21 protein-coding genes are annotated in these 23,144 nt (G+C 62.8%); 12 read left to right on the top strand and 9 right to left on the bottom strand.

From position 1 onward, the window contains the following. Window positions 1-154: 154 nt before the first annotated feature. Genes NMG80_RS14980 through NMG80_RS14990 form a run of 3 tightly spaced genes read right to left on the bottom strand, consistent with a single transcriptional unit; the run spans window position 155 to window position 4,768 of the window. Window positions 155-1,324, bottom strand: coding sequence for an efflux RND transporter periplasmic adaptor subunit (locus NMG80_RS14980; protein ID WP_254018809.1), 1,170 nt, complete (start codon window positions 1,322-1,324; stop codon window positions 155-157). A gap of 16 nt (window positions 1,325-1,340) precedes the next feature. Beyond that, the gene (locus NMG80_RS14985) at window positions 1,341-4,517 is read right to left on the bottom strand and encodes an efflux RND transporter permease subunit (protein ID WP_254018810.1); all 3,177 of its coding nucleotides are present in this window, start codon (window positions 4,515-4,517) and stop codon (window positions 1,341-1,343) included. Beyond that, entirely contained in the window at window positions 4,511-4,768 is a 258-nt protein-coding gene (locus NMG80_RS14990) for a hypothetical protein (protein WP_254018811.1), read from the bottom strand. The genes NMG80_RS14985 and NMG80_RS14990 overlap by 7 nt, the downstream gene beginning before the upstream one ends. A gap of 259 nt (window positions 4,769-5,027) precedes the next feature. Between NMG80_RS14990 and NMG80_RS14995 the strand changes: the two genes are divergently transcribed. Beyond that, window positions 5,028-5,609 carry a TetR/AcrR family transcriptional regulator gene (locus NMG80_RS14995; protein WP_091596146.1) on the top strand — a complete coding sequence of 194 codons (582 nt, stop codon included), beginning with the start codon at window positions 5,028-5,030 and terminating at the stop codon, window positions 5,607-5,609. A gap of 520 nt (window positions 5,610-6,129) precedes the next feature. On the opposite strand, the gene NMG80_RS15000 is transcribed toward NMG80_RS14995, so the two are convergent. The 5 genes from NMG80_RS15000 to NMG80_RS15020 all read right to left on the bottom strand — a co-directional run bounded on the left by NMG80_RS15000 (window position 6,130) and on the right by NMG80_RS15020 (window position 11,488). Next, window positions 6,130-7,152, bottom strand: coding sequence for a LacI family DNA-binding transcriptional regulator (locus NMG80_RS15000; RefSeq protein WP_254018812.1), 1,023 nt, complete (start codon window positions 7,150-7,152; stop codon window positions 6,130-6,132). A gap of 69 nt (window positions 7,153-7,221) precedes the next feature. After that, window positions 7,222-8,016: an ATP-binding cassette domain-containing protein gene (locus tag NMG80_RS15005; RefSeq protein ID WP_254018813.1), complete on the bottom strand. Its 795-nt coding sequence runs from the start codon at window positions 8,014-8,016 to the stop codon at window positions 7,222-7,224. Window positions 8,017-8,019: 3 nt separating this feature from the next. Further along, window positions 8,020-9,006, bottom strand: a complete 987-nt coding sequence (locus NMG80_RS15010; RefSeq protein WP_027152255.1) for an ABC transporter permease — start codon at window positions 9,004-9,006, stop codon at window positions 8,020-8,022. A gap of 123 nt (window positions 9,007-9,129) precedes the next feature. Further along, a complete protein-coding gene (locus tag NMG80_RS15015) occupies window positions 9,130-10,062 on the bottom strand; it encodes a substrate-binding domain-containing protein (RefSeq protein ID WP_095491966.1) in 933 nt (310 codons plus the stop codon). A gap of 268 nt (window positions 10,063-10,330) precedes the next feature. Further along, entirely contained in the window at window positions 10,331-11,488 is a 1,158-nt protein-coding gene (locus NMG80_RS15020; RefSeq protein WP_254018814.1) for a fumarylacetoacetate hydrolase family protein, read from the bottom strand. 442 nt (window positions 11,489-11,930) lie between these two features. Between NMG80_RS15020 and NMG80_RS15025 the strand changes: the two genes are divergently transcribed. From NMG80_RS15025 to NMG80_RS15050, 6 genes are all read left to right on the top strand, one after another. After that, window positions 11,931-12,818 carry an ABC transporter permease gene (locus NMG80_RS15025; protein ID WP_254018815.1) on the top strand — a complete coding sequence of 296 codons (888 nt, stop codon included), beginning with the start codon at window positions 11,931-11,933 and terminating at the stop codon, window positions 12,816-12,818. Continuing rightward, window positions 12,815-13,693 (top strand): ABC transporter permease, encoded by an 879-nt coding sequence (locus NMG80_RS15030; protein WP_254018816.1) that lies wholly within the window; start codon window positions 12,815-12,817, stop codon window positions 13,691-13,693. The genes NMG80_RS15025 and NMG80_RS15030 overlap by 4 nt, the downstream gene beginning before the upstream one ends. Continuing rightward, window positions 13,678-14,748, top strand: coding sequence for an ABC transporter substrate-binding protein (locus tag NMG80_RS15035; protein WP_254018817.1), 1,071 nt, complete (start codon window positions 13,678-13,680; stop codon window positions 14,746-14,748). Before NMG80_RS15030 ends, NMG80_RS15035 begins: the two co-directional genes overlap by 16 nt. A 184-nt stretch (window positions 14,749-14,932) precedes the next feature. After that, window positions 14,933-15,541 carry a cupin domain-containing protein gene (locus NMG80_RS15040; RefSeq protein WP_254018818.1) on the top strand — a complete coding sequence of 203 codons (609 nt, stop codon included), beginning with the start codon at window positions 14,933-14,935 and terminating at the stop codon, window positions 15,539-15,541. Further along, a complete protein-coding gene (locus tag NMG80_RS15045; RefSeq protein ID WP_254018819.1) occupies window positions 15,531-16,616 on the top strand; it encodes an ABC transporter ATP-binding protein in 1,086 nt (361 codons plus the stop codon). Before NMG80_RS15040 ends, NMG80_RS15045 begins: the two co-directional genes overlap by 11 nt. Window positions 16,617-16,654: 38 nt before the next feature. After that, on the top strand, window positions 16,655-18,082 hold the full coding sequence (locus NMG80_RS15050) for an aldehyde dehydrogenase family protein (protein ID WP_254018820.1): 1,428 nt from the start codon (window positions 16,655-16,657) through the stop codon (window positions 18,080-18,082). A 65-nt stretch (window positions 18,083-18,147) separates the two neighbouring features. On the opposite strand, the gene NMG80_RS15055 is transcribed toward NMG80_RS15050, so the two are convergent. Beyond that, a complete protein-coding gene (locus tag NMG80_RS15055; RefSeq protein ID WP_023799437.1) occupies window positions 18,148-18,840 on the bottom strand; it encodes a FadR/GntR family transcriptional regulator in 693 nt (230 codons plus the stop codon). Window positions 18,841-19,017: 177 nt separating this feature from the next. Here NMG80_RS15055 and NMG80_RS15060 point away from each other — a divergent pair, with 177 nt between their 5' ends. Genes NMG80_RS15060 through NMG80_RS15080 form a run of 5 tightly spaced genes read left to right on the top strand, consistent with a single transcriptional unit; the run spans window position 19,018 to window position 23,121 of the window. Next, entirely contained in the window at window positions 19,018-20,013 is a 996-nt protein-coding gene (locus NMG80_RS15060; protein ID WP_254018821.1) for an ABC transporter substrate-binding protein, read from the top strand. Between the two features lie 12 nt (window positions 20,014-20,025). Then, a complete protein-coding gene (locus NMG80_RS15065) occupies window positions 20,026-20,853 on the top strand; it encodes an ABC transporter permease (RefSeq protein ID WP_254018822.1) in 828 nt (275 codons plus the stop codon). A gap of 1 nt (window position 20,854) precedes the next feature. Further along, the gene (locus NMG80_RS15070) at window positions 20,855-21,658 is read left to right on the top strand and encodes an ABC transporter ATP-binding protein (protein ID WP_254018823.1); all 804 of its coding nucleotides are present in this window, start codon (window positions 20,855-20,857) and stop codon (window positions 21,656-21,658) included. 6 nt (window positions 21,659-21,664) lie between these two features. Further along, a complete protein-coding gene (locus NMG80_RS15075; RefSeq protein WP_254018824.1) occupies window positions 21,665-22,420 on the top strand; it encodes an ABC transporter permease in 756 nt (251 codons plus the stop codon). Between the two features lie 2 nt (window positions 22,421-22,422). After that, window positions 22,423-23,121: a fumarylacetoacetate hydrolase family protein gene (locus tag NMG80_RS15080; protein WP_254018928.1), complete on the top strand. Its 699-nt coding sequence runs from the start codon at window positions 22,423-22,425 to the stop codon at window positions 23,119-23,121. The last annotated feature ends 23 nt before the right edge of the window (window positions 23,122-23,144 follow it).

Here is a 23,144-nt window from a genome sequence, read left to right on the forward strand (position 1 = left end):
CACAGAAGACGGCAAAAAAATCTTTCTCTCAACGCTGAAAATTATTGGGCTTCCACACGAAAAACTTATGAAAGGCTCGCCTTGTCGAACTGCTCAGCAAAACGGCGCCCTCGGCATAGCCGGGGGCGCCGCTGGACCGGGCCTGATGGGGGTATCAGGTGGCCGGTTTCTGTGGCAGCGGCGAGACAGGCATTCCCGGGCCGATCTTCTGCAGATTGCCTGTTATCACCTGGTCGCCTTCCGCTACGCCGCTCGAGATGGCCACCAGATCGCCGTTGGTCGGCCCCAGCGAAACAATACGCTGGTCGACAGTGTTGTCCTTGCCGACGACGTAGAGATACTTGCCGAGCTGGCTCGATCCCAACGCCGTCTGCGGCACCATCAGTGCATCCGGCTGCTGCTTGATGTGCAGCCTCACGCGAACATATTGGCCCGGCAGCAGCGTGAACTTGGCGTTGCCGATCGTCGCGCGTGCAGTGATGGTGCCGGTCGAACGATCGACCGTGTTGTCGATGAAGGTGAGCTGGCCTCTCTGGCGCGGTTCCGTATCGCCGGGAAGCAGGACGTCGACATCGATTGGCCCCGCCGCGCGGGCTTCCTCGATCTGTGCCAGATCCGTTTCACTCGGATTGAAGGTGACATAGATCGGGTCGAGCTGCACCAGCGTGTTGAGCACCGTGCCGGCGACGCTGACCAGCGTTCCGACCGAGGCCTGGTTGCGGCCGACGCGCCCGGCGAACGGCGCCTTTATTTCCGAATAGCTCAGATTGAGCTCCGCGGTCCGCACAGCCGCCTGGTTCACCGCGAGCGAGGCCTGGGCCTCGCGCAAGCTGCTGGTGCGCTGGTCGAAGACATCCTTGGCGAGGTATCCGCTCTTGGCGAGCTCGGTGCCGCGACCAAGGCTGGAACGCGCATAGTCGAGCGTTGCTTCGTCGCGCTGGACCTGAGCCTTCGCCTGCTCGAGGGCAGCCTGGAAATCCTCTGGAGCGATCTTGTAGAGAAGGTCGCCCTTCTTGACATCGCTGCCGTCGGGCGCGACCTGCTCCTGCAGATAACCCGGCACGCGCGATTGCAGCGTGATGCTGCGGATCGGCTCGGTGCGGGCGGCATAGTCGAGATAGATCGGGATCGTCTTCTTGACGACGCTCACCACCGGCACCGGCATGACGAATGCTGCGGGCTCGGGCGCTGCGGGCTCGGGCGTTGCCGCCCCTGCCGTACCGGCATTGAGGCCGAAATCGCCCATATTAAGCAAGTGAACGCTGGCCACCGAGACCGCCCCAACGGCGACGGCCGCTCCCAACGCAATTTTCCATTTACGCATGATCAATTCTCCAGTCCTATTCAGCCGCTTCGGCCAATCGCGCGAAAGCGGGTTCGGCAGTTGGTTCAGTCGGTTCGGCGACAGGCTCGCTCTTGCTGTCGCGCTCGCGCAGTTGCTCGATCACCGCATAGAAGACCGGCACGAACACCAGCGACAGGATCGTCGCTGCGACCATGCCGCCAAAGACGGTGGTGCCGATCGACTGGCGGCTCGCTGCACCGGCACCTGTGGAGAACATCAGCGGCAGCACACCGAGGATGAACGCGAAGGCGGTCATCAGGATGGGCCGCAGCCGCAGGCGCGCCGCTTCCATTGCGGCGTCGACGATGCTGAGACCTTCCTCGCGCCGGCGCCGGGCAAACTCCACGATCAGAATGGCGTTCTTCGCCGCCAGCCCGATCAGCATGACGAAGCCTATCTGCGAATAGACGTCGATCTGCATGCCGCGCATCAACAAGGCGACAAAGGCGCCGAACAGGGCAAGCGGCACCGCGAGCAGGACCATGAACGGCATGGCCCAGCTCTCATATTGGGCGGCAAGGATCAGGAAGACGAAGACCATGGCGAGACCGAAGACGATCGAGGCGATCGATCCGGCCTTGAGCTCCTGATAGGTGATGCCCGTCCATTCGTAGCCGAAATCCTTCGGCAGCGCCGTGGCGGCAGCGCGTTCCATCGCAGCGACCGCCTGGCCCGAGGAGAAGCCGGGTGCGGCACCGCCATTGATCAAGGCCGACGCATTGTTGTTGTAATGCGGGACGGTTTCCGGGCCGACGATAGGCACCAGCTTGCCGAGCGTGCTCAACGGCACCATGCCGCCGGAGGCATTGCGCACATAGAGCCGCGAAATGTCGGCGGCACCCGCACGCGCATCCTTGTCGGCCTGGATCGTCACCCGGAAGGTGCGGCCGAACAGGTTGAAGTCGTTCACATAGAGCGAGCCGAGATAGATCTGCAGCGTGTTGAACACGTCAGGCAGGCTGAGACCGAGCAGCTTCGCCTTGTTGCGGTCGAGGTCGTAGTTGAACTGCGGCGTCGAGGTCGAGAACGATGAGAACAATTGCTGCGGGTTGAGTTCGGGCTGTTTGCGCGCTTCGGCGAGCACCGCCTGCGTCGCGTCGTTGAGCGCAATGCTGCCGCGACCGGTCAGATCCTGCACCTGAAATTCGAAGCCGCCGGTCGTGCCGATGCCCGGGATCGAAGGCGGATCGAAACTCAGCGCGAAGGCCTCGGGGATTTCCATGAGCTTCGAGCGCACGTCGGCGACGAGCTTCGAGGCGCTCTGGTCAGGGCCACGTTGGTCCCATGGCTTGAGGATGGCAAATTCCACCGCCGAGTTCGACTGGGCGGCATTGGTGAGGAAGTTCAAGCCGCTGATCGAGCCGACGATATCGACGCCGGGCGTGTTCTGCAGGACATCGCGTACCTTCCGCGCCACTGCGTCGGTGCGCTCCAGCGACGCGCCATCCGGCAACTGGATGACCACGAAGAAATAGCCCTGGTCCTCGACCGGAAGGAAGGTCGAGGGCAGGCGCTGCCAGACGAAATAGGTCGCGACAAGTCCGGCCGCGAACAGCCCGAGCATGATCCAGCGCAGGCGGATGAGGATGCGCACACCATTGGCATAGGCATGCGATATCCGGTCGAAGCCGGTGTTGAACCAGCGGAACGGCGCGAACTGCGTTGCCGGGCGGTGGCGCAGGAAGGCGGCGCTGAGCGCCGGGGTGAGCGTCAGCGAGACGAAGGCTGAGATGCCGAAGGAGATCGCCACCGTCAGCGCAAACTGGTTGTAGAGCCGGCCGGAAACGCCGGGTATGAAGGCGACCGGCACGAACACGGCCATCAGCACGGCGGTCGTGGCGATGATCGGGCCGGTGACCTCGGCCATCGCCGCGCGCGTGGCAGCCAGCGGTTTGAGGCCGGCCTCCAACTGGCGTTCGACATTCTCGACGACGACGATCGCGTCATCGACGACGAGGCCGATCGCCAGCACCATGCCGAGCAGGCTGAGCATGTTCAGCGAGAAGCCGAACATGTACATTACGACGAGGGTGGCCACCAGCGACACGGGAATCGCAATCGTCGGGATGATTGTGGTGCGCCAGCTCTGCAGGAAGATGAACACCACTGCGACAACCAGGATCAGCGCCTCGCCGAGCGTGACCAGCACGTCGTGCATCGACGCCGAAACGAAACGTGTCGTATCGTAGTGCATAGCGTAGCTAACGCCCTTGGGGAAGCGAGCCGACAGTTCCTGCATCTTGTCCTTGACGCGCTGCTGCAGATCGAGGGCGTTCGAGCCCGGCATCTGGTAGACCGCGAGCACCACGGTCGGGTCCTCGCCGAAGAACGCCGACGACGAATATTGCAGGGCCCCGAGTTCGATGCGCGCGACGTCGCGCAACCGCACCAGCGAACCGTTCGCGGCATCGGCGCGCACGATGATATCGCCGAATTCCTTGGGATCGCTCAGTCGGCCGACGGCATTGACCTGCATTTCGAAAGCGGTGCCGGCCGGCGCCGGGGACTGCCCGATCTTGCCGGCCGCGACCTGGACATTCTGCTCGGCGATGGCGTTTTGGACATCGACGGCGGTGATGCCGAGATTGGCGAGCTTGTCGGGATCGAGCCACACGCGCATCGAATAGCGCCGCTCCCCGAAGATCTGCACGTCGCCGACGCCGGGCAGGCGCTTCAGCGGGTCGACCACCTGCAGGTAGGCGAGGTTGCTGAGCGCGACCGGATCGACAGAGCCGTCGGGCGAGGTGAGATTGACGATCAGGACGAAGTTCGGGTTCTGCTTCTTGATCGTCACGCCGCCCTGGTTGACGATGGCAGGCAGCGAGGACGCCGCCTGCGACACGCGGTTCTGGACGTCGACGGCGGCGGTGCTCAGGGGGTAGCCGACTTCGAAGGTGACGGTGATCGTCGAGGAGCCGTCATTGGAGCTCGACGACGACATGTAGGTCATGCCTTGAACGCCGTTGATCTGCTGTTCGAGCGGCGTCGTGACGGTGTCGGCCACGACCTGCGCACTGGCGCCCGGATAGTTGGCGCTGACCACGACCTGAGGTGGCGTGATGTCGGGAAACTGCGAGACAGGCAGCAGGAAATAGCAGATCGTCCCGGCGAGCACCATGATGACGGCGATCGACGACGCGAAGATCGGACGGTGGATGAAGAAATTTACCATGACACGCACCCCTCGCCCGATGCTCTCGCCTGGCCAAAGGCCTTGGCGACTCTCGACAGCCGCCGGCTGCGGCTTTGCCTGGGATCTTCCAGGAAACGAGGCGGCGCCTTGCGACCGCGGTCCTGCGCATCCGCAAGGGCACGCAGCATCGTCTCGAAAGCGTGCGGGTCGACACGGTCGGCTTTCATCAGCATCCGGATCATCGGATCCTTCACGACTTCGTCGACCGTCAAATCTTTGCGCTGCGACATCGTAGCGGCTCCTGGCTTGGCGATCTGCGGCGTACGCCGCAGATCGGGTGGTCTTCCTGTTCGCGGCCAAAGTCGCTTGGGGCGCAGTTTGATGCCTGGGCCGATTCGGCGGAGGCTGTTCACAGGCGCCTGCGAGATTGACACGAGGCAATGGGGGTGTTACCAGTAAGTAACATCTAGAAGTTACAGACCGGTAACACCCTAGTCAAGAGGTGTACCGAGGGATTTTTCGGAAACCCCGGAAACCAAGGAGATTTTGATGGAAGACGGCACTGCGGAGCGCATCCGCCCCCGGGATCGCATCCTGGAGACGGCACGGGATATGTTCCACAAGCATGGCATCAAGGGCGTCGGTGTCGACGCGATCACTGAGGCCGCCGGTACCAACAAGATGACGCTCTACCGTCATTTCGAGTCGAAGGACGATCTGGTCATCGAGTGCCTGCGGGCGACCGCATGCAGCGCCAATGCGATGTGGCAAAAGTTCGAGGCCGAGCATCCGGGCGACAAGCTTGCGCAACTGCACGCCTGGGTCCGGATGGCAGCCGATTGCCTGATGATGGACGGCCGCGGTTGCGACATGGCCAACGCCGCCATCGAGTTGAGCGAGACCGACCATCCGGCCCGTCGGGTAATCAAGGAACTCAAGCAGGCTCAGCGCGACCGTCTCGTCGGCCTGTGTCGGGATGCCGGCATCGGCCAGGCAGAGCTTCTTGCCGATACATTGTCGCTGCTGCTTGAAGGCGCCCGTGTCAGCCTGCAAAGCGTCGGCGCCGAAGGCCCCAGCGCGCAATTCGTTCGCATGGCGGAAGGCCTGATCACCTCGTTCAAGGCCAGATAGTCTCGCCAGCGGCGAAACGATCGGTAGCGTGTTCATTGCGCGCCGCGCCGCCGTGCCGTCATCGCGCTTCTCCTTCGCGGTCTGTCGCCGCACCATTGCTACCTGTTGCTTGTTGGTGAGGCAGGATAGGACCGACAACGAAATGCTGAGAGTGACAAGTGTGACGGGATTCGGGAGGATCCGCTGATCGCAGCTGCAACATGCGCTACCGCTTCGCACCTTTGCGGGCAAATGTGCTGTCGGCATCAACCCTGGTGACAGCCGCCGCGCTCATCCGGAGCCGGAACAAAAAAGCCCGCTGCCGGGAGGAGGTGGCAGCGGGCTCGATTTCGAATACGGCACGGGAGGAGGTGTACCGCACTCAGCGTCGGCATCGCATCTGGGAGGAGTAGATGGCCGACACCTGCGAAACTAGCGATTGCCCAATGATTCGGCAATAGCAAAAGATGCATAGCAGATGTGCAGATTCGCGTTATCAACCGAATTTTAACCATCGGGACTGAATGACCGCCGTTGCGCGTCACTGCACCGGGACGTTTTCCTTGAAGATCAGGCGCGGTTCGATGAATTTCCGCGTCAGATAGGGCGCCGAGGAAGCGATCGAGCCGAGCAGGCGAATGACCGATTGCTCGGCGATCAGCCGCGCATTCTGGTCGATCACGACATCGAGCAGATCGTCGACGAGATAGCCGCGTGTCGCCCTCGTCAGGTCGTGGCAGATGAACACCGGCTTCCTTTGCGGCTTGGCTTCCAGCAGCGCTTTCGCCACGCCCGAGCGTCCGGCGCCGACGCAATAGATGCCGAGCAGCTCGGGCTCGTTGTGTAGCGCCTTCATCGTCGCCGTGTAGCTGATATCAGGCTCGTCGTTGATCTCGACGGCGCTGGTCACGGTCAAGTTGCGGAACTCCTCGCTGAGCACCGAGCGAAAGCCCATTTCGCGTTCCTCATGCCCGCGATAAGAGCGTGAGCCGACGATCATTGCCAGATGGCCCGGACGCCCGCCCAGGAAACGCCCCATCAAAAGGGCTGCGGTGCGCCCCGCGACACGGTTGTCGATACCGACATAGGCCGATCGCGGTGCGCCCGGAACGTCCGACACCAGCGTGACCAGGCGGATGCCGGCCTCGACGATCTCGCGCAGGATGTTGCGCGTTCTCGGGTGATCGATCGCGATGACGCCGACGCCGTTTGCCTTGAGCGAGAGGTTTTCGACGGCCGCCTGCAACGCGCTCGGCGAGATGCCGGCGAGCTTGTGGATCCGACAGGAGGCGACAAGCGGCAGGCGTGCCGCATAGTCCTCGATGTGATTTGCCAGATCCGTCATGAAGGCGTTCGAGCCAATCGGCAGGAAGAACTCGAGATGCGCCGGCCGCGAGGGCAGCACGACCTGATCCACGACCGGCAAATAGCCGAGCTGCTTGGCCGCCTCCATCACGCGCTGCCGGTTGGCCGCGCTGGCGCCTGGCCGGTTGTTCAGCACCCGGTCGACCGTTGCGGTCGACAGCCCGCAGCTCCTGGCGATGTCCGCAACGGTGGCTTTCATTGTCGCAGTCATAGGAGCCGATGCGATCCTGTGCCAGACATACGGCCAACCGGTTTCCGCGTGGCCCGCTCAGCCCTGCGATTGTTTCCCCTGGACGATGGCGTCACGGATCTCCTCGTCGGACATGCCGGTAATAATCCGTTCGACCTCGGTGACGCTGGTGTTCTTCGGGTCGATATCGTCGGCGACCACCTTGCCGCGGCGCATGACGACGATGCGGTCGACCACCTGGAAGACGTGATGGATGTTGTGGGCGATGAAGATGCAGGAATGGCCCGAATCGCGGGCGCTGCGCACGAAGCTCAGCACACCTTGCGTCTCGGCGACGCCGAGATTGTTGGTTGGCTCGTCGAGGATGATGAGGTCGCTGTCGAAATGCATGGCGCGCGCGATCGCCACCGCCTGCCGCTCGCCGCCGGAGAGCGAGCCGATCGGTGTGGTCGGCGGGATGTTCTTCGAGATGCCGACCTGCTTGAGCAGATCGCGGGCGGCCACGTTCATTGCCTCCTGGTCCATACGGTTGAGGAAACGCGGCGGCTTGATCGGCTCGCGCCCGAGGAACAGGTTGCGCGCGATCGACAATTGCGTGACCAGTGCCGAGTCCTGGTAGATCGTCTCGATGCCGTGGGCGATGGCGTCGCTGGTGCTGCGGAAATCCACCTTCTTGCCGCGGATGAAGATGTCGCCGCTGGTCAGCGGAACCGCACCCGACAAGACCTTGATCAGCGTCGACTTGCCGGCGCCATTGTCGCCGAGCAGACCGACGATCTCCCTTTCGTTGACATGGAAATTCGCGTCTACCAGCGCCTGCACGCGCCCGTAGTGCTTGCGGATGTTTTCCATGCGGACAAGCGGCTCAGTCATGGTTCAAGTCCCCGCCTGATGCCGGCGTTCCAGCCATGAGTGGAGCGCCATCATGCCGAGGATGATCGCGCCGATGAAGATGTTGTAGGCAAGCCCCGGCACGCCGATCAGCACGATGCCGTTGCGCATCACGCGCAGGATCAGGATGCCGAGCACGGTTCCGATGATGGTGCCGCGTCCGCCGGTCAGCGCCGTGCCGCCGATCACCACCATGGCGATGACTTCGAGTTCGTAGCCGGTGCCGCTGTTCGGGTTGGCCGCCGAGGTGCGCAGCGAGCTGATGACGCCGGCAAGCGAAGCCATGATCGACGACAGGATGAACAGGCCGATCTTGACGCCGCTGACATTGACGCCGCGCGCCCTTGCTGCGTTGGGGTTGCCGCCGGCGGCCTGGATCCAGTTGCCGGTCCGGCTCTGTGTCAGCACGTAACCGAGTGCGATCGCGGCTGCGATGAACCAGAACAGCGACATGTAGATACGGAACGGCCCGATGAAGAAATCGCCTACCAGCGCCTCAGCGAGCCAGCTGCCTTCGGCGCTCCAGGTGCGTTGCGGAAATCCGCTGGTGACGAACAGAGCGGTGCCGCGCACGACCAGCAGCATGCCGAGCGTCACCAGGAAGGACGGGATCTTGAGTTGCGTCACGAACCAGCCATTGACCAGCCCGATGAAGGCGGCAACCAGCAAGGCCACGACGAAGCCGGCTTCCAGCGAGGTGAGGCCGCTGTTGAAGAGCGTCCACATCAAGACGGGCGAGAAACCGAACAGCGATCCGACCGAGAGGTCGAATTCGCCCGAAGTCATCAACAGCGTCATCGCCAGCGCGATCAGGCCGAGCTCGACCGTGAAGGCCAGTATGTTGCTGATGTTCTGCGGCGACAGGAAGTCGTGGTTGAACCCCCAGAACACCGCTAGCTCGACGACAAGCAGCACGAAGGGCCCGAATTCCGGCCTGGCGATCGAGCGTTGGATGATGGAACTGTTTTCCACGTTGGACCCGCGACATGGTTGGAACTGGCCAAACCCGGCACCGCACAAGGCGGTTCGAGGCCCGGCGTAATGATGGGGATGATCGCTGCGGCAAGCGCCGCCGCGACCATCCCGATCGCGGTTTTATTTTCCGGACAGGATGTCGTCGTAGACCTGTGCGGTGTCCTTTTCGTAGAGTGCGCCGGTGATCACGTCGAAGCCGGGCGGAATGCCGCTGGCGGCCATGTTGGCGATCGAAAGCGCCACATAGCTGGTCGCCTGCGGATCCTGCCATTGTGCGGCATTGACGTAGCCGGTCAGCACCTCCTGGGTGGTGTCGAGCGAGTTGCCCCAGCCGACGACCGGGATTTCACCCGGCTTGATGCCGGCTTGGTCGAACACCCGCTTGATCGAGCCGGTCACCAGGTCGCCGAGACCGATGATCGCCTTGACCTTGGCCCTGTTGGCGGTGAGGTAGTCGACCATGCGGTTGATCGCTTCGGCCTGATCGAGCGTGGCTTCGGTGATTTCATAAGTGATACCGAGTGGCTCGAAGACGCTCTTGATACCTTCTTCTTCCTGGACGCCATAGGTGGCGCCCGGGATTTCGACCGGCATCCAGACGAAATCGCCCTTCTTCACCAGGCCCTTGTCGACCAGATACTGCGCCCAGTTCTTGCCGAAGGTGACGTTGTCGCCGCCAACATAGGCGTTGAAGTCCGCCTTCGGATCGGGCGTGTTGAAATTGATGATCGGGATGTTTGCCGCCCGTGCTTCCTTGGCGAGTTCGATAAGGCTACCCGGGTCGGGGCTGGTGGTGGTGATGCCGTCGGCCTTTGCAGCGATGGCCGCGCGAACAGCCTCCTGCTGGGACGACACGTCGCCATTGTGGAACGAGGTGTTGACGGTGTTGCCGGTGTCCGTCGCCCACTGCTTGGCGCCGGCGAGGAAGTAGGTCCAGACCGGGTCGGCCGGGCCGCCATGCGAAATCCAGTAGAAGGTCTTGGCCTGTGCCGCCGCCGGGATCGCCAGCGCCACGATCAAGCCGAATACAAATAGTCGTAGCCTTGTCAGCATTTGATTTCCTCCCATTTTGAAAACTTCCTCCACCTCCGACGACGATCACGGCAAACCCTGATCGTATTTCTTGCCAGCGCCGATCTGGATGCATCAGAGCATCCGCTTTTTCGACATATGCCAAGCCTCCATTTGCCAGTGGTAGTTGGCGCGCGACAAGGCGCCATCAGCAGTCCCATCAGATTGCATCAGTTTGCCTGATATTTTCTAGGCAGGCGGATCCTCAATTCGGCCGAGACATCTCTCAGTCGCAGTCGGGGCGGGAAACCTAGATAAGGTCGGCCCTGGCGAGGTCGCGCATCAGATGGCTGGCGCCGTAGGTCCAGTGCGGACAGTCGGGTGACAGCCGCACCCGGTTGATCAGGGCGCCGAATTTCTCCGATGAGATGGTGACGATGTCGCCGACCTTGTGCGTGAAGCCCTTGCCCTTTTCGCCGCGATCCTTCGACGGCACGAACATGGTGCCGAGATAGAGCGCCAGCCCGTCCGGGTACTGGTGATGCGGCCCCATGGCGGCGGCTACCAGCTCTTCGGGTGAGCGGCTTATCTCGGCCATCGAGCTGGCGCCCTCCAGCGAGAAACCGTCCTCGCCCTCGACCTTCAGCCGCACGATGGCCCGCTTTACGTCATCGATGGAAAATGTAGCGTCGAACAGCCGGATGAACGGGCCGAGCGCGGCCGAGGCATTGTTGTCCTTGGCCTTGCCGAGCAGCAGCGCCGAGCGCCCTTCGACGTCGCGCAGATTGACGTCGTTGCCGAGCGTCGCGCCGACGATCTTGCCGCTGCTGGCGGCGATCATGGCGATCTCCGGCTCCGGATTGTTCCAGGTGGAGACCGGATGCAGGCCGACATCGGCGCCGAAGCCGACCGATGCCATCGGCTGGCATTTGGTGAAGATCTCGGCATCGGGGCCGATGCCCACTTCCAGATATTGCGACCAGGCGCCGCGCTGGATGAGCTTGGCCTTGATCTCCATCGCTTCCGGCGAGCCGGGCTTGAGCTTCGACAGATCGTGGCCGATCAGCCCGGCAATGTCGGCGCGAATGGCGTCCGCCTTCTCGGCCGAGCCACGCGCCTGCTCCTCGATGACCCGTTCGAGCAGGCTGACGACGAAGGTGACACCCGACGCCTTGACCGCCTGCAGGTCGACCGGAGAGAGCAGGTATGGTTTTTGCGGATCGCGCGCGGCCTGGAAACTGTTGGCGGCGATCACATCGAGCGATCCGATCGGTTCGCCCCCGGCCGCGTGGACGTACCCTGCTGGGTCCGGCATCTCGCAGACGTCGCGCACGGTTGGTGCCATGCTCGACGTGATGTCGAACACCGTGCCGTCGTGCACCGTGACCACCAGCGGATGGGACGCATCGCCTATGCGGGCGCGACCGATGAAGAGGCCCTCGTCGGGCAGGAGTGTTGCGTTGGTCATGGCTTGCGAATTCCTGTTGTCCTGGTCGGCTGCGGCGTTTCCCGGCGCAGCCGATAAATGATTTGAAAGACTTCTTTCGGTTCGGCGGCGGCACTTTCAACAAATTCCCGCCAAAGGTCTATCCCGCCCTCAAGGCAAGTTTTGTCAATCTGTCCGGGCGGTCTCCGCGTCGCTGGGCGGTGATTGACCTTGGTGTGTCCCAGGTGCGAAGCCGAAACGGTCTTTCAAAATCGTGAAATCGTCACTAGGCCCGTTCCCGGTCTCTCCGATCCCGGGCGATCCCGTTCCACGCGGTCGGCAGGTCGGCGTCGCCGAACCAGCGCCTGGCTTCCTATGCTGGATGCATACGCGCGTTGATTTAATGCCGATGCAGGAATCAGCTTGACAGTTTCATGATTCTGAAAAATTCTTGAGTGATTTCAAATTTCGATAGGCAACCCCGATGTCGACCATCGGTGCAACGCAGCCGCTGCCGGAGTCCCGTTCCTCGACGGGTTTCCGTTTGGCCATGCTGCTGCCGGGCGCGCTGGTCACCTTCTTCCTGATCCTGTTTGCCCTCGGCCTCGTGGTTTTCCTCGCCCTTCGCGGCAATGACGGTTCGCTGCTGGGCGCCGGCTTCACTTTTGCGAATTTCATCACGGTGGCGTCCGATCCACTGTACTGGACGGTAACGCTGCGCTCGCTGGCCATTGCCGGCTTGGTGACGCTGGCAACGGTCGTCACCGCCTATCCGGTTGCCTACTATCTTGCCTTCCACGCCGGCCGGCGGCGCGGGCTGCTCCTGTTCCTGGTGACGCTGCCGTTCTGGACCAGCTATCTCCTGCGCGTCTTCGCCTGGAAGATCGTGCTTGCTTATAATGGCGTGCTGAACTCGGCGCTCATCGAAAGCGGCATCTGGTCCGAGCCGACATTGGCGTTTCTCAACACGCCGGCCGCCGTCGTCGTCACGCTGGCTCACGCCTATGCGCCATTCGCCATCCTGCCCATCTACGTGGCGCTGGATACGATCCCGAAATCACTGCTCGAAGCCGCTTCCGATCTCGGCGCCAGACCGTTCACCAGCTTCCGCCGCGTCGTGCTGCCGAACTCGATGCCGGGCGTGCTGGCGGCGGCTCTCGTCGTCTTCGTGCCGACGGTCGGCGACTATGTCACCCCCGCGCTGGTCGGCGGCCCTGCCAGCACCATGATCGGCTCGCTGATCCAGGCCCAATTCGGCAAGGCCAATGACTGGCCGTTCGGCGCAGCACTCGCCGTTGCCGTCATGTTGGTCATCCTTGCCGTGGTGCTGGTGGTGCGTTCCGCCGACCGCAGATTTGGCAGCCGCTCATGAACCCGGCGCATATCGATGCAAAGCAGGGCGGCGGTTGGCTCGGCGCCTATGTCGTTGCCTATCTGGTGTTCCTGTACTTGCCGATACTGCTGATCCCGCTGTTTTCCTTCAACAATTCGATCCAGGCGGCGTTTCCGCTGCAAGGCTTCACGTTCGAATGGTACGCGACGCTGTTTGGCAATTCGGCGCTGTCCGGCGCGCTTGCGAACAGCCTCGTTATCGGTGCAACTGCCGCCACCGGCGCGACGCTCTGCGGCATCACCGTGTCCTACATGGATCTCTATGGCCGCTCGCCGTTCGCCGCCACGATCAGCGCCATCGCACGGCTGCCGATCCTGATCCCCGGCGTCATCGTCGGCATCTCGCTGCTGATCCTGGTCAACCTCATTGGCTTCGGGCCGTCACGCACTGCCATCGTGCTCGGCCACATATTGGTGGCGCTGCCGACGACGGTGGTGATCATGAAAAGCCGCTTCGCCGCTATCCCCAAGACCATACGCGAGGCTGCGCTCGATCTCGGTGCTTCCGACTGGACGACGTTCAGGCGGGTCATGCTGCCGCTTAGCCTGCCCGCCATTGTGTCAGCCTTCATGCTGGCATTCCTGACCTCTTTCGACGAATTCATCGTCGCCTTCTTTCTCGCCGGCACCGAGCCGACCTTGCCGCTCTACATCTGGAGCCAACTGCGATTCCCGAAATCGCTGCCGACCGTCATGGCGCTGGGCACGACCATCCTGGCCGTGTCCTTCGTCATCGCGGCATCTGCCGAAATCCTGCGCCATCGCGGGCTTGCCGCCGCCCAGCGGCCGGTGCCCGCCGACCTGTCCAAACCAGAAGAAACCGAAAGAGGAGAACTGCAATGGCATTCGACCTGAAATCGATAAATCGCAAGACAGTCCAAGCCGGATTGGCAGCCTTCGCGCTGGCGCTTTCGTCGACCGTCGCGCTTGCGGCCGACAAGCTGCAATATTTCACCTGGTCGGGCTACGAACTGCCCGAGTTCAACAAGAGCTTCCTCGCCGCACACCCCGATGGCGTCGAGGCCTCGATGTTCGGCGACGACGATGACGCCTTCACCAAGGTCAAGGCCGGCTTCCGCCCTGACGTCGCACATCCCTGCTACGACAAGGTGGCGCGCTGGAACAAGGAAGGCCTGCTGCAGCCTATCGACACCAAGCGCATCAAGAACTGGGATTCGATCTTCCCGGTCTTCAAGAACCTGCCCGACCTGCAAGCCGGCGACGGCAAGGTCTGGATGGTGCCGTGGGACTGGGGCAATACCTCGATCCTTTACCGCACCGATCTGGTGAAGAACCCGGAACCGAGCTGGAACCTTTTGTGGGACAAGCAATATGCCGGGCGCATGGCAACGATAGACGCCGTCCACGACACGCCGGTGGTGGCGGCGCTTCTCGCCGGCGTCAATCCGTTCGACATGACGCCGGAGCAGATGGAAAAAGTGGCTGAAAAACTCCGCGAGCAGCGCCCGCTGCTCTCGAACTACACCACCGACATGACCTCGGTCGAACAGGCGCTGGCCAGCGGCCAGCTTGTCGCCGCCATGACCTGGAATGCGTCGGCCACCTCGCTGAAAAAGCAGGGCGTGCCTGTCGAGTTCATGAAGCCTAGGGAAGGCATGCTGACCTGGGCGTGCGGCTTCGTCATGCTCAAGGACGCCAAGAATGTCGACCTCGCCTATGACTTCATCAACAGTCGGCTGGAGACGGATTCGGGAAAATACCTGATCCAGGCCTATGGTTACGGCAGTTCGAACAGCTCGGCCTTCGCAGCGGTGCCGAAGGAGGAACTGGAGAAGCTGCAGCTGCCGTCCGATCCGGAAGTGATGCTGAAGACCACCGTCTTCACCGGGCCGATGAAACAGAATGACGAACTCGCCAAGATGTTCGAGAAGGTCAAGGCAGGCGGCTGAGTTCGCTCTTCCTTCTCCCCTTGTGGGAGAAGGTGGATCGGCGCGTAGCGTCGAGACGGTTGAGGGGTGCTCGACGGAATGCGGGGTTTGCCAAGCTGGAACACCCCTCATCCGACCGAGCTTCGCTCGGCCACCTTCTCCCACAAGGGGAGAAGGGAAAGCGTTGGCAAACGAGGATGTATGCATGGACATACTGAACGAAACGGCTGAAAAGCCGAAGGACGACGCTGACGTGCGGGTCGGCCGGCGCGTGCGGGCGCTCAGGCTGGAACGCAATCTTTCGCTGGCCGAGCTTGCCGCCAAGGCCGGCGTTTCGATCGGGGCGCTCAGCCAGATCGAGCGCGGCCTGTCCTCGCTTCGCGTCAAGGTGATCTGGCCGCTCGCCGCCGCGCTCGATATCGAGCCTTCGGCGCTGATCGCCGACGGCAACGAAGCCGGCAACGACCTCTATTGCGTGCGCGCCGACAGCCGGCGGCAGATCCCGGTGAAGTCGGAAGGCATCGCCAAGGCGCTGCTGTCGCCGCCAGCCGCTACGCTCACCGGCATGCTGGTGACGGTGGAAGCCGGCGGCGGCACCGTCGAAGCCTACGCCCATCCCGGCCACGAATTCGGTTTTGTCCTATCGGGCGAAGTCGAACTCGTGATCGATTCAACCACCTACGCGCTGAAGACCGGCGACAGCTTCGCCTTCAAAAGCACCTTGCTGCATGCCTTCCGCAATCCGGGCGCCGAGCGCTGCCAGATCCTCTGGGTCAACACGACCAAGCCGTCCGAGGTTCGCGATGGCGCCTGATCCTCTCGTCCGGCTGGATGCGGTGTCGAAGGTGTTTCCCGGCGGCATCGTTGGGCTGGACGCCGTCGATCTCGACATCGCCCGCGGTGAGTTCCTGACCTTGCTCGGGCCCTCGGGTTGCGGCAAGACCACTAGCCTGCGGGTGATCGCCGGTTTCGAAAGCCCGTCGAGCGGGCGGGTGCTGCTCGAAGGCCGTGACATCACTTCGTTGCGGCCCTTCGACCGGCCGGTCAACACCGTGTTCCAGGACTATGCGCTGTTTCCGCACATGAACGTCGCCGAAAACGTCGGGTTCGGCCTGTCGCTGCGCAAGCTTTCCGGGGCAAAGCAGGCAAAGCGCGTCGGCGAGGCGCTCGACATGGTCGGCCTTGCCGACAAGCTCGGCGCCCGCGTGTCCGAATTGTCGGGCGGCCAGCGCCAGCGCGTCGCGCTTGCCCGTGCGATTGTCTGCGAACCGCGCGTGCTGTTGCTCGACGAGCCGCTGTCGGCGCTCGACGCGCATCTGCGCGAACAGATGCAGGTCGAATTGAAGCGGCTGCAGTCGCGGCTCGGCACCACTTTCGTCATGGTCACCCACGACCAGACCGAGGCGCTGTCGATCTCCGACCGCATCGTCGTCATGAACAAGGGCCGCATCGAGCAGGTCGCACCGCCGGCCACGCTCTACGACCGGCCCGCCACAAAATTCGTCGCCAGTTTCATCGGCACGATGAACCTGCTGCAGTCGCGCTTTGTCGGCCGTGACGGCGATCGATTGCTTTTCAGCGCCGGCGCCCTGCCACTCGAAGCCTCGTCGGAAACCGGCGAAGCGCCCGGAGAAGGCGCGATGCGAACCATCGGTGTGCGTCCGGAGGATCTTTTAGCGACGACCGAAGCAGCGACCGGCACCGCGCCGGTGCGGGTGAGCAGCATCGTCTTTCACGGCCGCACCTTGCGCCTGCACGCCGAATTGGGGCAGGGGATACCAGTGGTGATCGATGCGCCACGGCGGGCGGAAGGTTTTCAATTCAGCGTCGGCGATGTGGCGCATATCAGCCTGCGCCGCGGCGCTAACTGCCCTATGCTGCCCATCTAATCTGATCCCGTCCGTTCTAGAAAACCGGAGCACCAGCCATGAGCAATCACCTGAACTTCTTCATCGACGGCAACTGGGTCGCGCCCGTGCTGCCGGCGACGCTGGATGTGATCGATCCGTCGACCGAAGAGGCGTATACGAAAATCTCCGCCGGCTCGAAGGCCGATGTGGATCGCGCCGTGGCAGCGGCGAAGGCAGCCTTCCCGGCCTTTTCGCAAACCAGCAAGGCCGAGCGCCTGCAGCTGCTGCAGCGCATCCTCGAAGTCTACAACGAGCGCTACGAGGATATCGCCCAGGCTGTCAGCCAGGAGATGGGCGCGCCGATCACCTGGGCGCGCGAGGCGCAGGCCTGGGCAGGCAGGGCGCATATGGAAGCCACTATTCGGGCGCTGGAGGATTACGAATTCAGCGAGAAGCGCGGCACCACCATGGTGGTCAAGGAGCCGATCGGCGTCTGCGCGTTGATCACGCCGTGGAACTGGCCGCTCAACCAGATTGTCTGCAAGGTGGCGCCGGCGATCGCCGCCGGCTGCACCGTCGTGCTGAAGCCTTCCGAGATCGCGCCGATCAGCGGCATCGTCTTTTCGGAAGTGATGGAAGCGGCCGGCACGCCGAAGGGGGTCTACAACATGGTCAACGGCACCGGTCCGGATGTCGGACAGGTCATGGCCGGCCACCCGGACGTCGACATGGTTTCCTTCACCGGCTCGACCCGGGCCGGCATCATCGTCGCCAGGACGGCGGCCGAGACGGTCAAGCGCGTGGCGCAGGAACTCGGCGGCAAATCGGCCAACATCGTGCTTCCCGATGCCGACTTCGAGAAGGCCGTGCGCAAGGGCGTCAACGCCTGTTTCGGCAATAGCGGCCAGTCCTGCGATGCGCCGACGCGCATGCTGGTGCCGGCCGCCCGCCATGATGAGGCGCTGGTGATCGCCAAGAAGGCGGCCGAGGCGCACAAGGTCGGCGATCCGCGCTCGGAAGACACCAAGCTCGGGCCGGTGGTCAGCAATATCCAGTTCGACAAGATCCAGCGGCTGATCGAGGCCGGCATCGCCGAGGGTGCAACGCTGGTCACCGGCGGTCCTGGCCGGCCGGAGCATCTTAATCGCGGTTATTACGTGCGGCCGACCGTCTTCGGCCACGTCACTCCGGGCATGACCATCGAGAAGGAGGAGATTTTTGGGCCGGTGCTTTCGGTCATCTCCTATGATGACGACGATGACGCGGTGAAGATCGCCAACGACACCGTCTATGGCCTCGCCGCCTACGTGCAATCAGGGGATATCGACCACGCGCGAAAGATCGCCGGCCGCCTGCGCGCCGGACAGATCTCGATCAACTATCCGGAATGGGACACGTTCGCGCCGTTCGGCGGTTACAAGCAATCGGGCAACGGCCGCGAATACGCCGACTGGGCGATCCACGATTTCCTCGAGATCAAGGGCATCATCGGCTACGGCGCGTAGGGCTTAACCCGAAAAGCGCCGCGCGTCCAAGAAGGACGCGCGGCGCTGTAGCGGGTCAATCCGAGCTATTCGGCGGCTTCGCGGACAGGGATCAGGCGCCGCTCGACCTGTTGGAGATGCAGGCGCATCGCTGCCGCCGCGCCGCCGAGGTCACGCTCGGCGATCGCCTCGACGATCCGTTCATGGTCGGCGAAGCTGTGATGGTCTGCCGGAGGGCGGGCGCCTTCTGACCGAAGACGTCCCCAGACCACGGTGCGGCGCACGGCGTTCAGCACGTCGAACAGGCCGAGCAGCACATTGTTGCGGCTCGCCTGCGCAATCTGCCGGTGGAGCAGATTGTCGACATTCTCATATTGCCGCCATGTGACGGCTTCCCGCGTCTGCACCAGTGATTGCCGCATCGCGGCAATATCGGAAAGCGTTGCGTGCAGCGCCGCTTCGCGCGCAATCTCGGGCTCAAGGATGAGGCGCGCGCGCATCACGTCGGCCGGATTGGTGCGCCCGGCGATTTCCGAAATGCCGATCGTCTCCTCGACCGGTCCACTGCCGACGAAGGTGCCCCTGCCGACGTGACGCCAGATGCGGCCGTCCTTCTCGAGCACCGCCAACGCCTTGCGCAGATCGCCGCGCGACACGCCGAGGCTCTCCGACAGTTCCCGCTCGGCAGGCAGCCGCGTCTCACCGGCATGATCCATCTGGGCAAGATAGGCCTGAAGCTGAACCAGGGCGGCGTGGCCGCCATTGCCGGGATCGTCCATCAATTTAACCAATCCGCGTATGATTTCCCTTGGTCGGTGTTAAAACGATTAGCGGAAACCGTCAACTGCCGAGTTTCTGGGCACACCCGTTCGACACGGTACAGTTTCTCCTTGACCAATCCGTCCCATAGCCTTAACCAATTAAGACAATGGTTACAAAAAACGGGAGGAATGACAATGGCCGGCGTGTCCAGACGTACCATCCTTGCCACCGCTTTCGCCGCGGTTCTGGCATGTGCAGCGCCCTTGTCGGCCGCAAATGCGGGCGACATGCGCATCGCATTCGGCGACCTTCCCGGCATCGAATCCATCCAGACGCTCGCCGCGATAGAGCGCGCCAAGGAGCGCGGCGTGAATGTCGAACTCATCGTTCTCAATGACGAGGACCTGGCTGCCCAGGCCATTGTCGGCGGCCAGGCCGATGTCGGCATCGGCGCGCCCTATACTTTGATCCAGAAGGTGGGCGTGCCGATCCGGATTTTTGCGCAGATATCGACGCTGCGCTTCTTTCCCGTCGTCAACAGCGAATTCTACAAGGAATGGAAGGATCTCGACGGGCAGGAAGTCGCCGTGCAAGCGCGCGGCTCCGGCACCGAGGCGGTCATGCTGCTGATGGCGAAAAACCACGGCATCAAGCTCGGCAACATCAGCTATGTTCCGGGTTCCGAGGTTCGCCGAAATGCGCTGCTGCAGGGGACCATCAAGGCGTCGATCGTCGATGCCGCCAACAGGCGCGCGCTTGAGGCCGAAGCCCCCGGCAAGTTCATCGTTCTGCCGGTCGAGGATCTCGGCGCCTCGGACGAAGCGCTTTTCGCGACCGCGGATTATCTGAAGAACAGCGCCGCCGACGTCGACATCCTGGTCGAGGAATTGATGAAGACCGCGCGCGAGATCACCGCGAACCCGGCGGTGGCGGTCGAGCTCCGCAACAAATATAAACTGCTGCCGGATCTCGGCGCTGAAGCCGACAGCGAAATCACCGAATACTACAAGGAAACCGCGGAAGCCGGCAGCCTTGCCCTGAATGGCGGCGGAGCCGATGCGGCCAAAGACGACTTTGCCTTCTTCAGCCTTGCCGGCCAGATCGAAGGCGATCCAGCGAGCCTCAGGGTCGAGGACTTCTGGGATGTCTCCGCAATCGACCGCGCCGTCGCCAAGCTCGGCAAGAAATAGGCGGCCTGCCGGATGGCCGTAAGCATCAGAACCGACGGCGAGGCTGGCGGCCTCGCTTCCCCATCGACTCGAAGCGCAACGGGCGCACCGTGGGACCAGCCGATCCTGCTCAGGCTTGTGTCGATCGCCCTGTTTGCGGGAATCTGGGAGGTGGCCGGTCGCATTCCCGTCAGCTTCGCCTTTCCGACTTTTTCCGACACGATCGTCGCGTTTGTCGGACTGCTCGCCGACGGCAGCCTGGCAACCGCCTACCTTTCGACGCTGCAGCCGCTGGTGCTTGGCGTTGTCCTGTCGGCGTTCCTGGGTGTCGGCCTCGGCACGATCTGTGGTCTGTGGCGCACCGGCGAATGGCTGGTGATCCCCGTTTTCATCGTGCTTCAGGCAGCACCGGTCGCCGCCTTCATTCCGATGGTCACCTTCGTCTACGGGATAGGCATGACTGCCAAGACGCTCGCCGTCATGATCCTGGCGCTGCCGGTCATCGTGCTCAACACCTACAAGGCCGTGCGCAACGTCAACGAGTCGCTGCTGGTCATGTGCCGATCGTTCCTCGGCACACGTTGGCAGACCGTCGCCAAGATCATTCTTCCGGATGCCAGCCCGGTGATTTTTGCCGGTTTGCGCCTCGGCGTCGCTGCCGGGTTCGTCGGCGTGGTGCTCGCCGAACTGCTGATTACCCCGACCGGCATCGGCGACCTCATCACCTTCCACCGCTCGCGCGCAGACTACGCCGAGATGTACGCAACAATTGCCTCGATCATTGCGCTTTCCACCCTGACGCTCGTCTTTCTGCAGTGGGTGGAAGTCCGTGTTTTCAGGCCCGAGAGCAGAGGTGCTTAAGATGGGCGCGACCGCATTGCGAAATGGACCGTCGCCGGTTCCCGCACCGATCGATTCAATCGTGGAAGTGAGAGGAATCTCCAAGACCTACGGCAATGTCGAGGCGCTGCGCGGCATCGACCTCGACTTTCCCAGGGGCAAGCTGACCAGCCTTCTCGGACCCAGCGGTTGCGGAAAGACGACACTGCTGAAGATCATAGCGGGGCTGATACGGGCCGATGGCGGCACTGTCGCAATCAACGGCAAGCACGTCACCGCACCCGGCCCCGAACGCGCTTTCGTATTCCAGGATTTTGCGCTGATGCCGTGGGCGACCGTGATGCGCAACGTGGCCTTCGGACTTGAATTGCGCGGCACCAACAAGGCCGAGCGCGAGGAGATTGCCCGCCGCTACATCGCCGAGGTGGGGCTCGCCGGCTTCGAGGACAAATATCCGCATCAGCTCTCGGGCGGCATGCGCCAGCGTGTCGGCCTGGCGCGGGCATTGTCGGTCGATGCCGACGTCCTGCTGCTCGATGAACCGTTTTCGGCGGTCGACGAGCAGAACCGGCGGAAGTTCCAGGAAGACCTGATCCGACTGCGCACCAACCAGAACAAGACCTTCATCTTCGTGACGCACTCGATCGAGGAAGCGGTCTACATCTCCGACCGCATCGTGTTGCTGTCGCCGAGACCAGGCCGGGTTTCGCAGATCATCGAACCGGAAATCGATCGCTCCGGCGACCCGGAGCGCATCCATCGCGACAGGCACTATCTCGATACTGTCGAGGAGATCTGGCAGGGGCTGAAGCAGTATGTGGAGTGACCGGCCGTGACCTTGTTTGGCTACCGTGTGCCAATGATGGCGTCCCTACTGGTCTGGTGCGTCGTATGGGAAGTCGTCGGCCGGCTGGACCTTGTCTTTCTGCTGCCGCCGTTTAGCGACGTGCTGGTTGCAGCGGTCAGTCTCGTGCAGACGCCGTCCTGGCAGAGCGCGACGGTCACGACCCTTCGTGCCTTCGCCACGGGCATGGCCCTGTCGATCGTTATCGGCGTGCCATTGGGCATCCTGATGGGGCGCGTCAAGATCGCCGACGACCTGCTCGGCATGTGGGTCAACATCTTTTCGAGCGCACCGCTCTCGGCAATCGTCCCGGTGCTGATGATCCTGTTCGGCTTCGGCGAGAAGACGATCGTTGCGGCGGTGTTCCTGTTTGCGATCTGGATCATCGTTCTCGACACCCGCGCCGGGGTCCGCCATATCTCGCCGTCGCTGATCGAGATGGCGCGTTCCTATGGCGCCTCGCGCCCGGCGCTCTATAGCAAGATCATCCTTTGGGCGGCACTTCCGGAAATCCTTGCCGGCATTCGCCTCGGCCTCATCCGCGGCGTCAAGGGCGTCGTCATCGGCCAGTTGCTCGTCGCCATAGTCGGCTACGGCGCGCTGTTCGAAACCTTCTCGCGAAATTTCCGCATGGCCGAATTCTGGGCCTTGACCATCATCCTTTTTGCCTTCGCCCTGCTGATCGCCGAACTGATCGAACGGGCCGAAGCCAAAGTCGAATATTACGCAGGAGCAAGACAGTGAACATGCACGGGACGACTTCAAGCTACGCCATCGAACCGGCCGCAATCCCGAGCATCCCGGTGGCGGGAACCGACAAGCTTTTTCCGGTGCACCGGGTCTATTGCGTCGGGCGGAACTATGCCGCGCATGCCGTCGAGATGGGACACGATCCCGACAGGGAGCCGCCGTTCTTCTTCCAGAAGAACCCCGACAACCTCGATACGACAGGGGAATTTCCGTATCCTCCGGCCTCCAACGATGTCCATCACGAGATCGAAATGGTCGTGGCGCTGAAAAGCGGCGGTACCGACATCCCGGTCGAAAAGGCTCTGGACTGCGTGTTCGGTTATGGCGTAGGTCTCGACATGACGCGGCGCGACCTGCAGGGCAAGGCGAAGGACATGGGCCGTCCATGGGAGGTCGGCAAGGCCTTCGAGGCATCGGCGCCATGCACGCCACTGGTTCCGGCAAGCTCGATCGGCCATCCAACCCAGGGAGCGATTTGGCTGGACGTCAATGGCCAGCGAAAACAGACCGGCGACCTCAACCAGATGATTTGGAAAGTTCCGGAAATGATCAGCTATCTCTCAGGTCTTTTCACGCTGATGCCGGGAGACATCATTCTTTCCGGCACACCGGCGGGCGTCGGGGCGGTTGTTCGCGGTGATGTTCTTCGCGGTCATATCGATGGCGTCGGCGACCTAGAGGTTCGCGTTGTCTGAAGCGGCGTCGATTGTTGAACGGC

The organism is Mesorhizobium escarrei (genome assembly GCF_935825525.1).
Lineage (GTDB): Bacteria > Pseudomonadota > Alphaproteobacteria > Rhizobiales > Rhizobiaceae > Mesorhizobium > Mesorhizobium escarrei.

Coding starts and splice junctions, on each gene's coding strand:
- NMG80_RS15000 (WP_254018812.1), bottom strand. CDS start 7,152: ATGAAAGCCACCGTTGCGGACATCGCCAGGAGCTGCGGGCTGTCGACC.
- NMG80_RS15035 (WP_254018817.1), top strand. CDS start 13,678: ATGGCATTCGACCTGAAATCGATAAATCGCAAGACAGTCCAAGCCGGA.
- NMG80_RS15050 (WP_254018820.1), top strand. CDS start 16,655: ATGAGCAATCACCTGAACTTCTTCATCGACGGCAACTGGGTCGCGCCC.
- NMG80_RS14985 (WP_254018810.1), bottom strand. CDS start 4,517: ATGGTAAATTTCTTCATCCACCGTCCGATCTTCGCGTCGTCGATCGCC.
- NMG80_RS15030 (WP_254018816.1), top strand. CDS start 12,815: ATGAACCCGGCGCATATCGATGCAAAGCAGGGCGGCGGTTGGCTCGGC.
- NMG80_RS15070 (WP_254018823.1), top strand. CDS start 20,855: ATGGGCGCGACCGCATTGCGAAATGGACCGTCGCCGGTTCCCGCACCG.
- NMG80_RS15040 (WP_254018818.1), top strand. CDS start 14,933: ATGGACATACTGAACGAAACGGCTGAAAAGCCGAAGGACGACGCTGAC.
- NMG80_RS14990 (WP_254018811.1), bottom strand. CDS start 4,768: ATGTCGCAGCGCAAAGATTTGACGGTCGACGAAGTCGTGAAGGATCCG.
- NMG80_RS15080 (WP_254018928.1), top strand. CDS start 22,423: ATGCACGGGACGACTTCAAGCTACGCCATCGAACCGGCCGCAATCCCG.
- NMG80_RS15005 (WP_254018813.1), bottom strand. CDS start 8,016: ATGACTGAGCCGCTTGTCCGCATGGAAAACATCCGCAAGCACTACGGG.
- NMG80_RS14980 (WP_254018809.1), bottom strand. CDS start 1,324: ATGCGTAAATGGAAAATTGCGTTGGGAGCGGCCGTCGCCGTTGGGGCG.
- NMG80_RS15060 (WP_254018821.1), top strand. CDS start 19,018: ATGGCCGGCGTGTCCAGACGTACCATCCTTGCCACCGCTTTCGCCGCG.
- NMG80_RS15055 (WP_023799437.1), bottom strand. CDS start 18,840: ATGGACGATCCCGGCAATGGCGGCCACGCCGCCCTGGTTCAGCTTCAG.
- NMG80_RS15065 (WP_254018822.1), top strand. CDS start 20,026: ATGGCCGTAAGCATCAGAACCGACGGCGAGGCTGGCGGCCTCGCTTCC.
- NMG80_RS15020 (WP_254018814.1), bottom strand. CDS start 11,488: ATGACCAACGCAACACTCCTGCCCGACGAGGGCCTCTTCATCGGTCGC.
- NMG80_RS15045 (WP_254018819.1), top strand. CDS start 15,531: ATGGCGCCTGATCCTCTCGTCCGGCTGGATGCGGTGTCGAAGGTGTTT.
- NMG80_RS15025 (WP_254018815.1), top strand. CDS start 11,931: ATGTCGACCATCGGTGCAACGCAGCCGCTGCCGGAGTCCCGTTCCTCG.
- NMG80_RS14995 (WP_091596146.1), top strand. CDS start 5,028: ATGGAAGACGGCACTGCGGAGCGCATCCGCCCCCGGGATCGCATCCTG.
- NMG80_RS15015 (WP_095491966.1), bottom strand. CDS start 10,062: ATGCTGACAAGGCTACGACTATTTGTATTCGGCTTGATCGTGGCGCTG.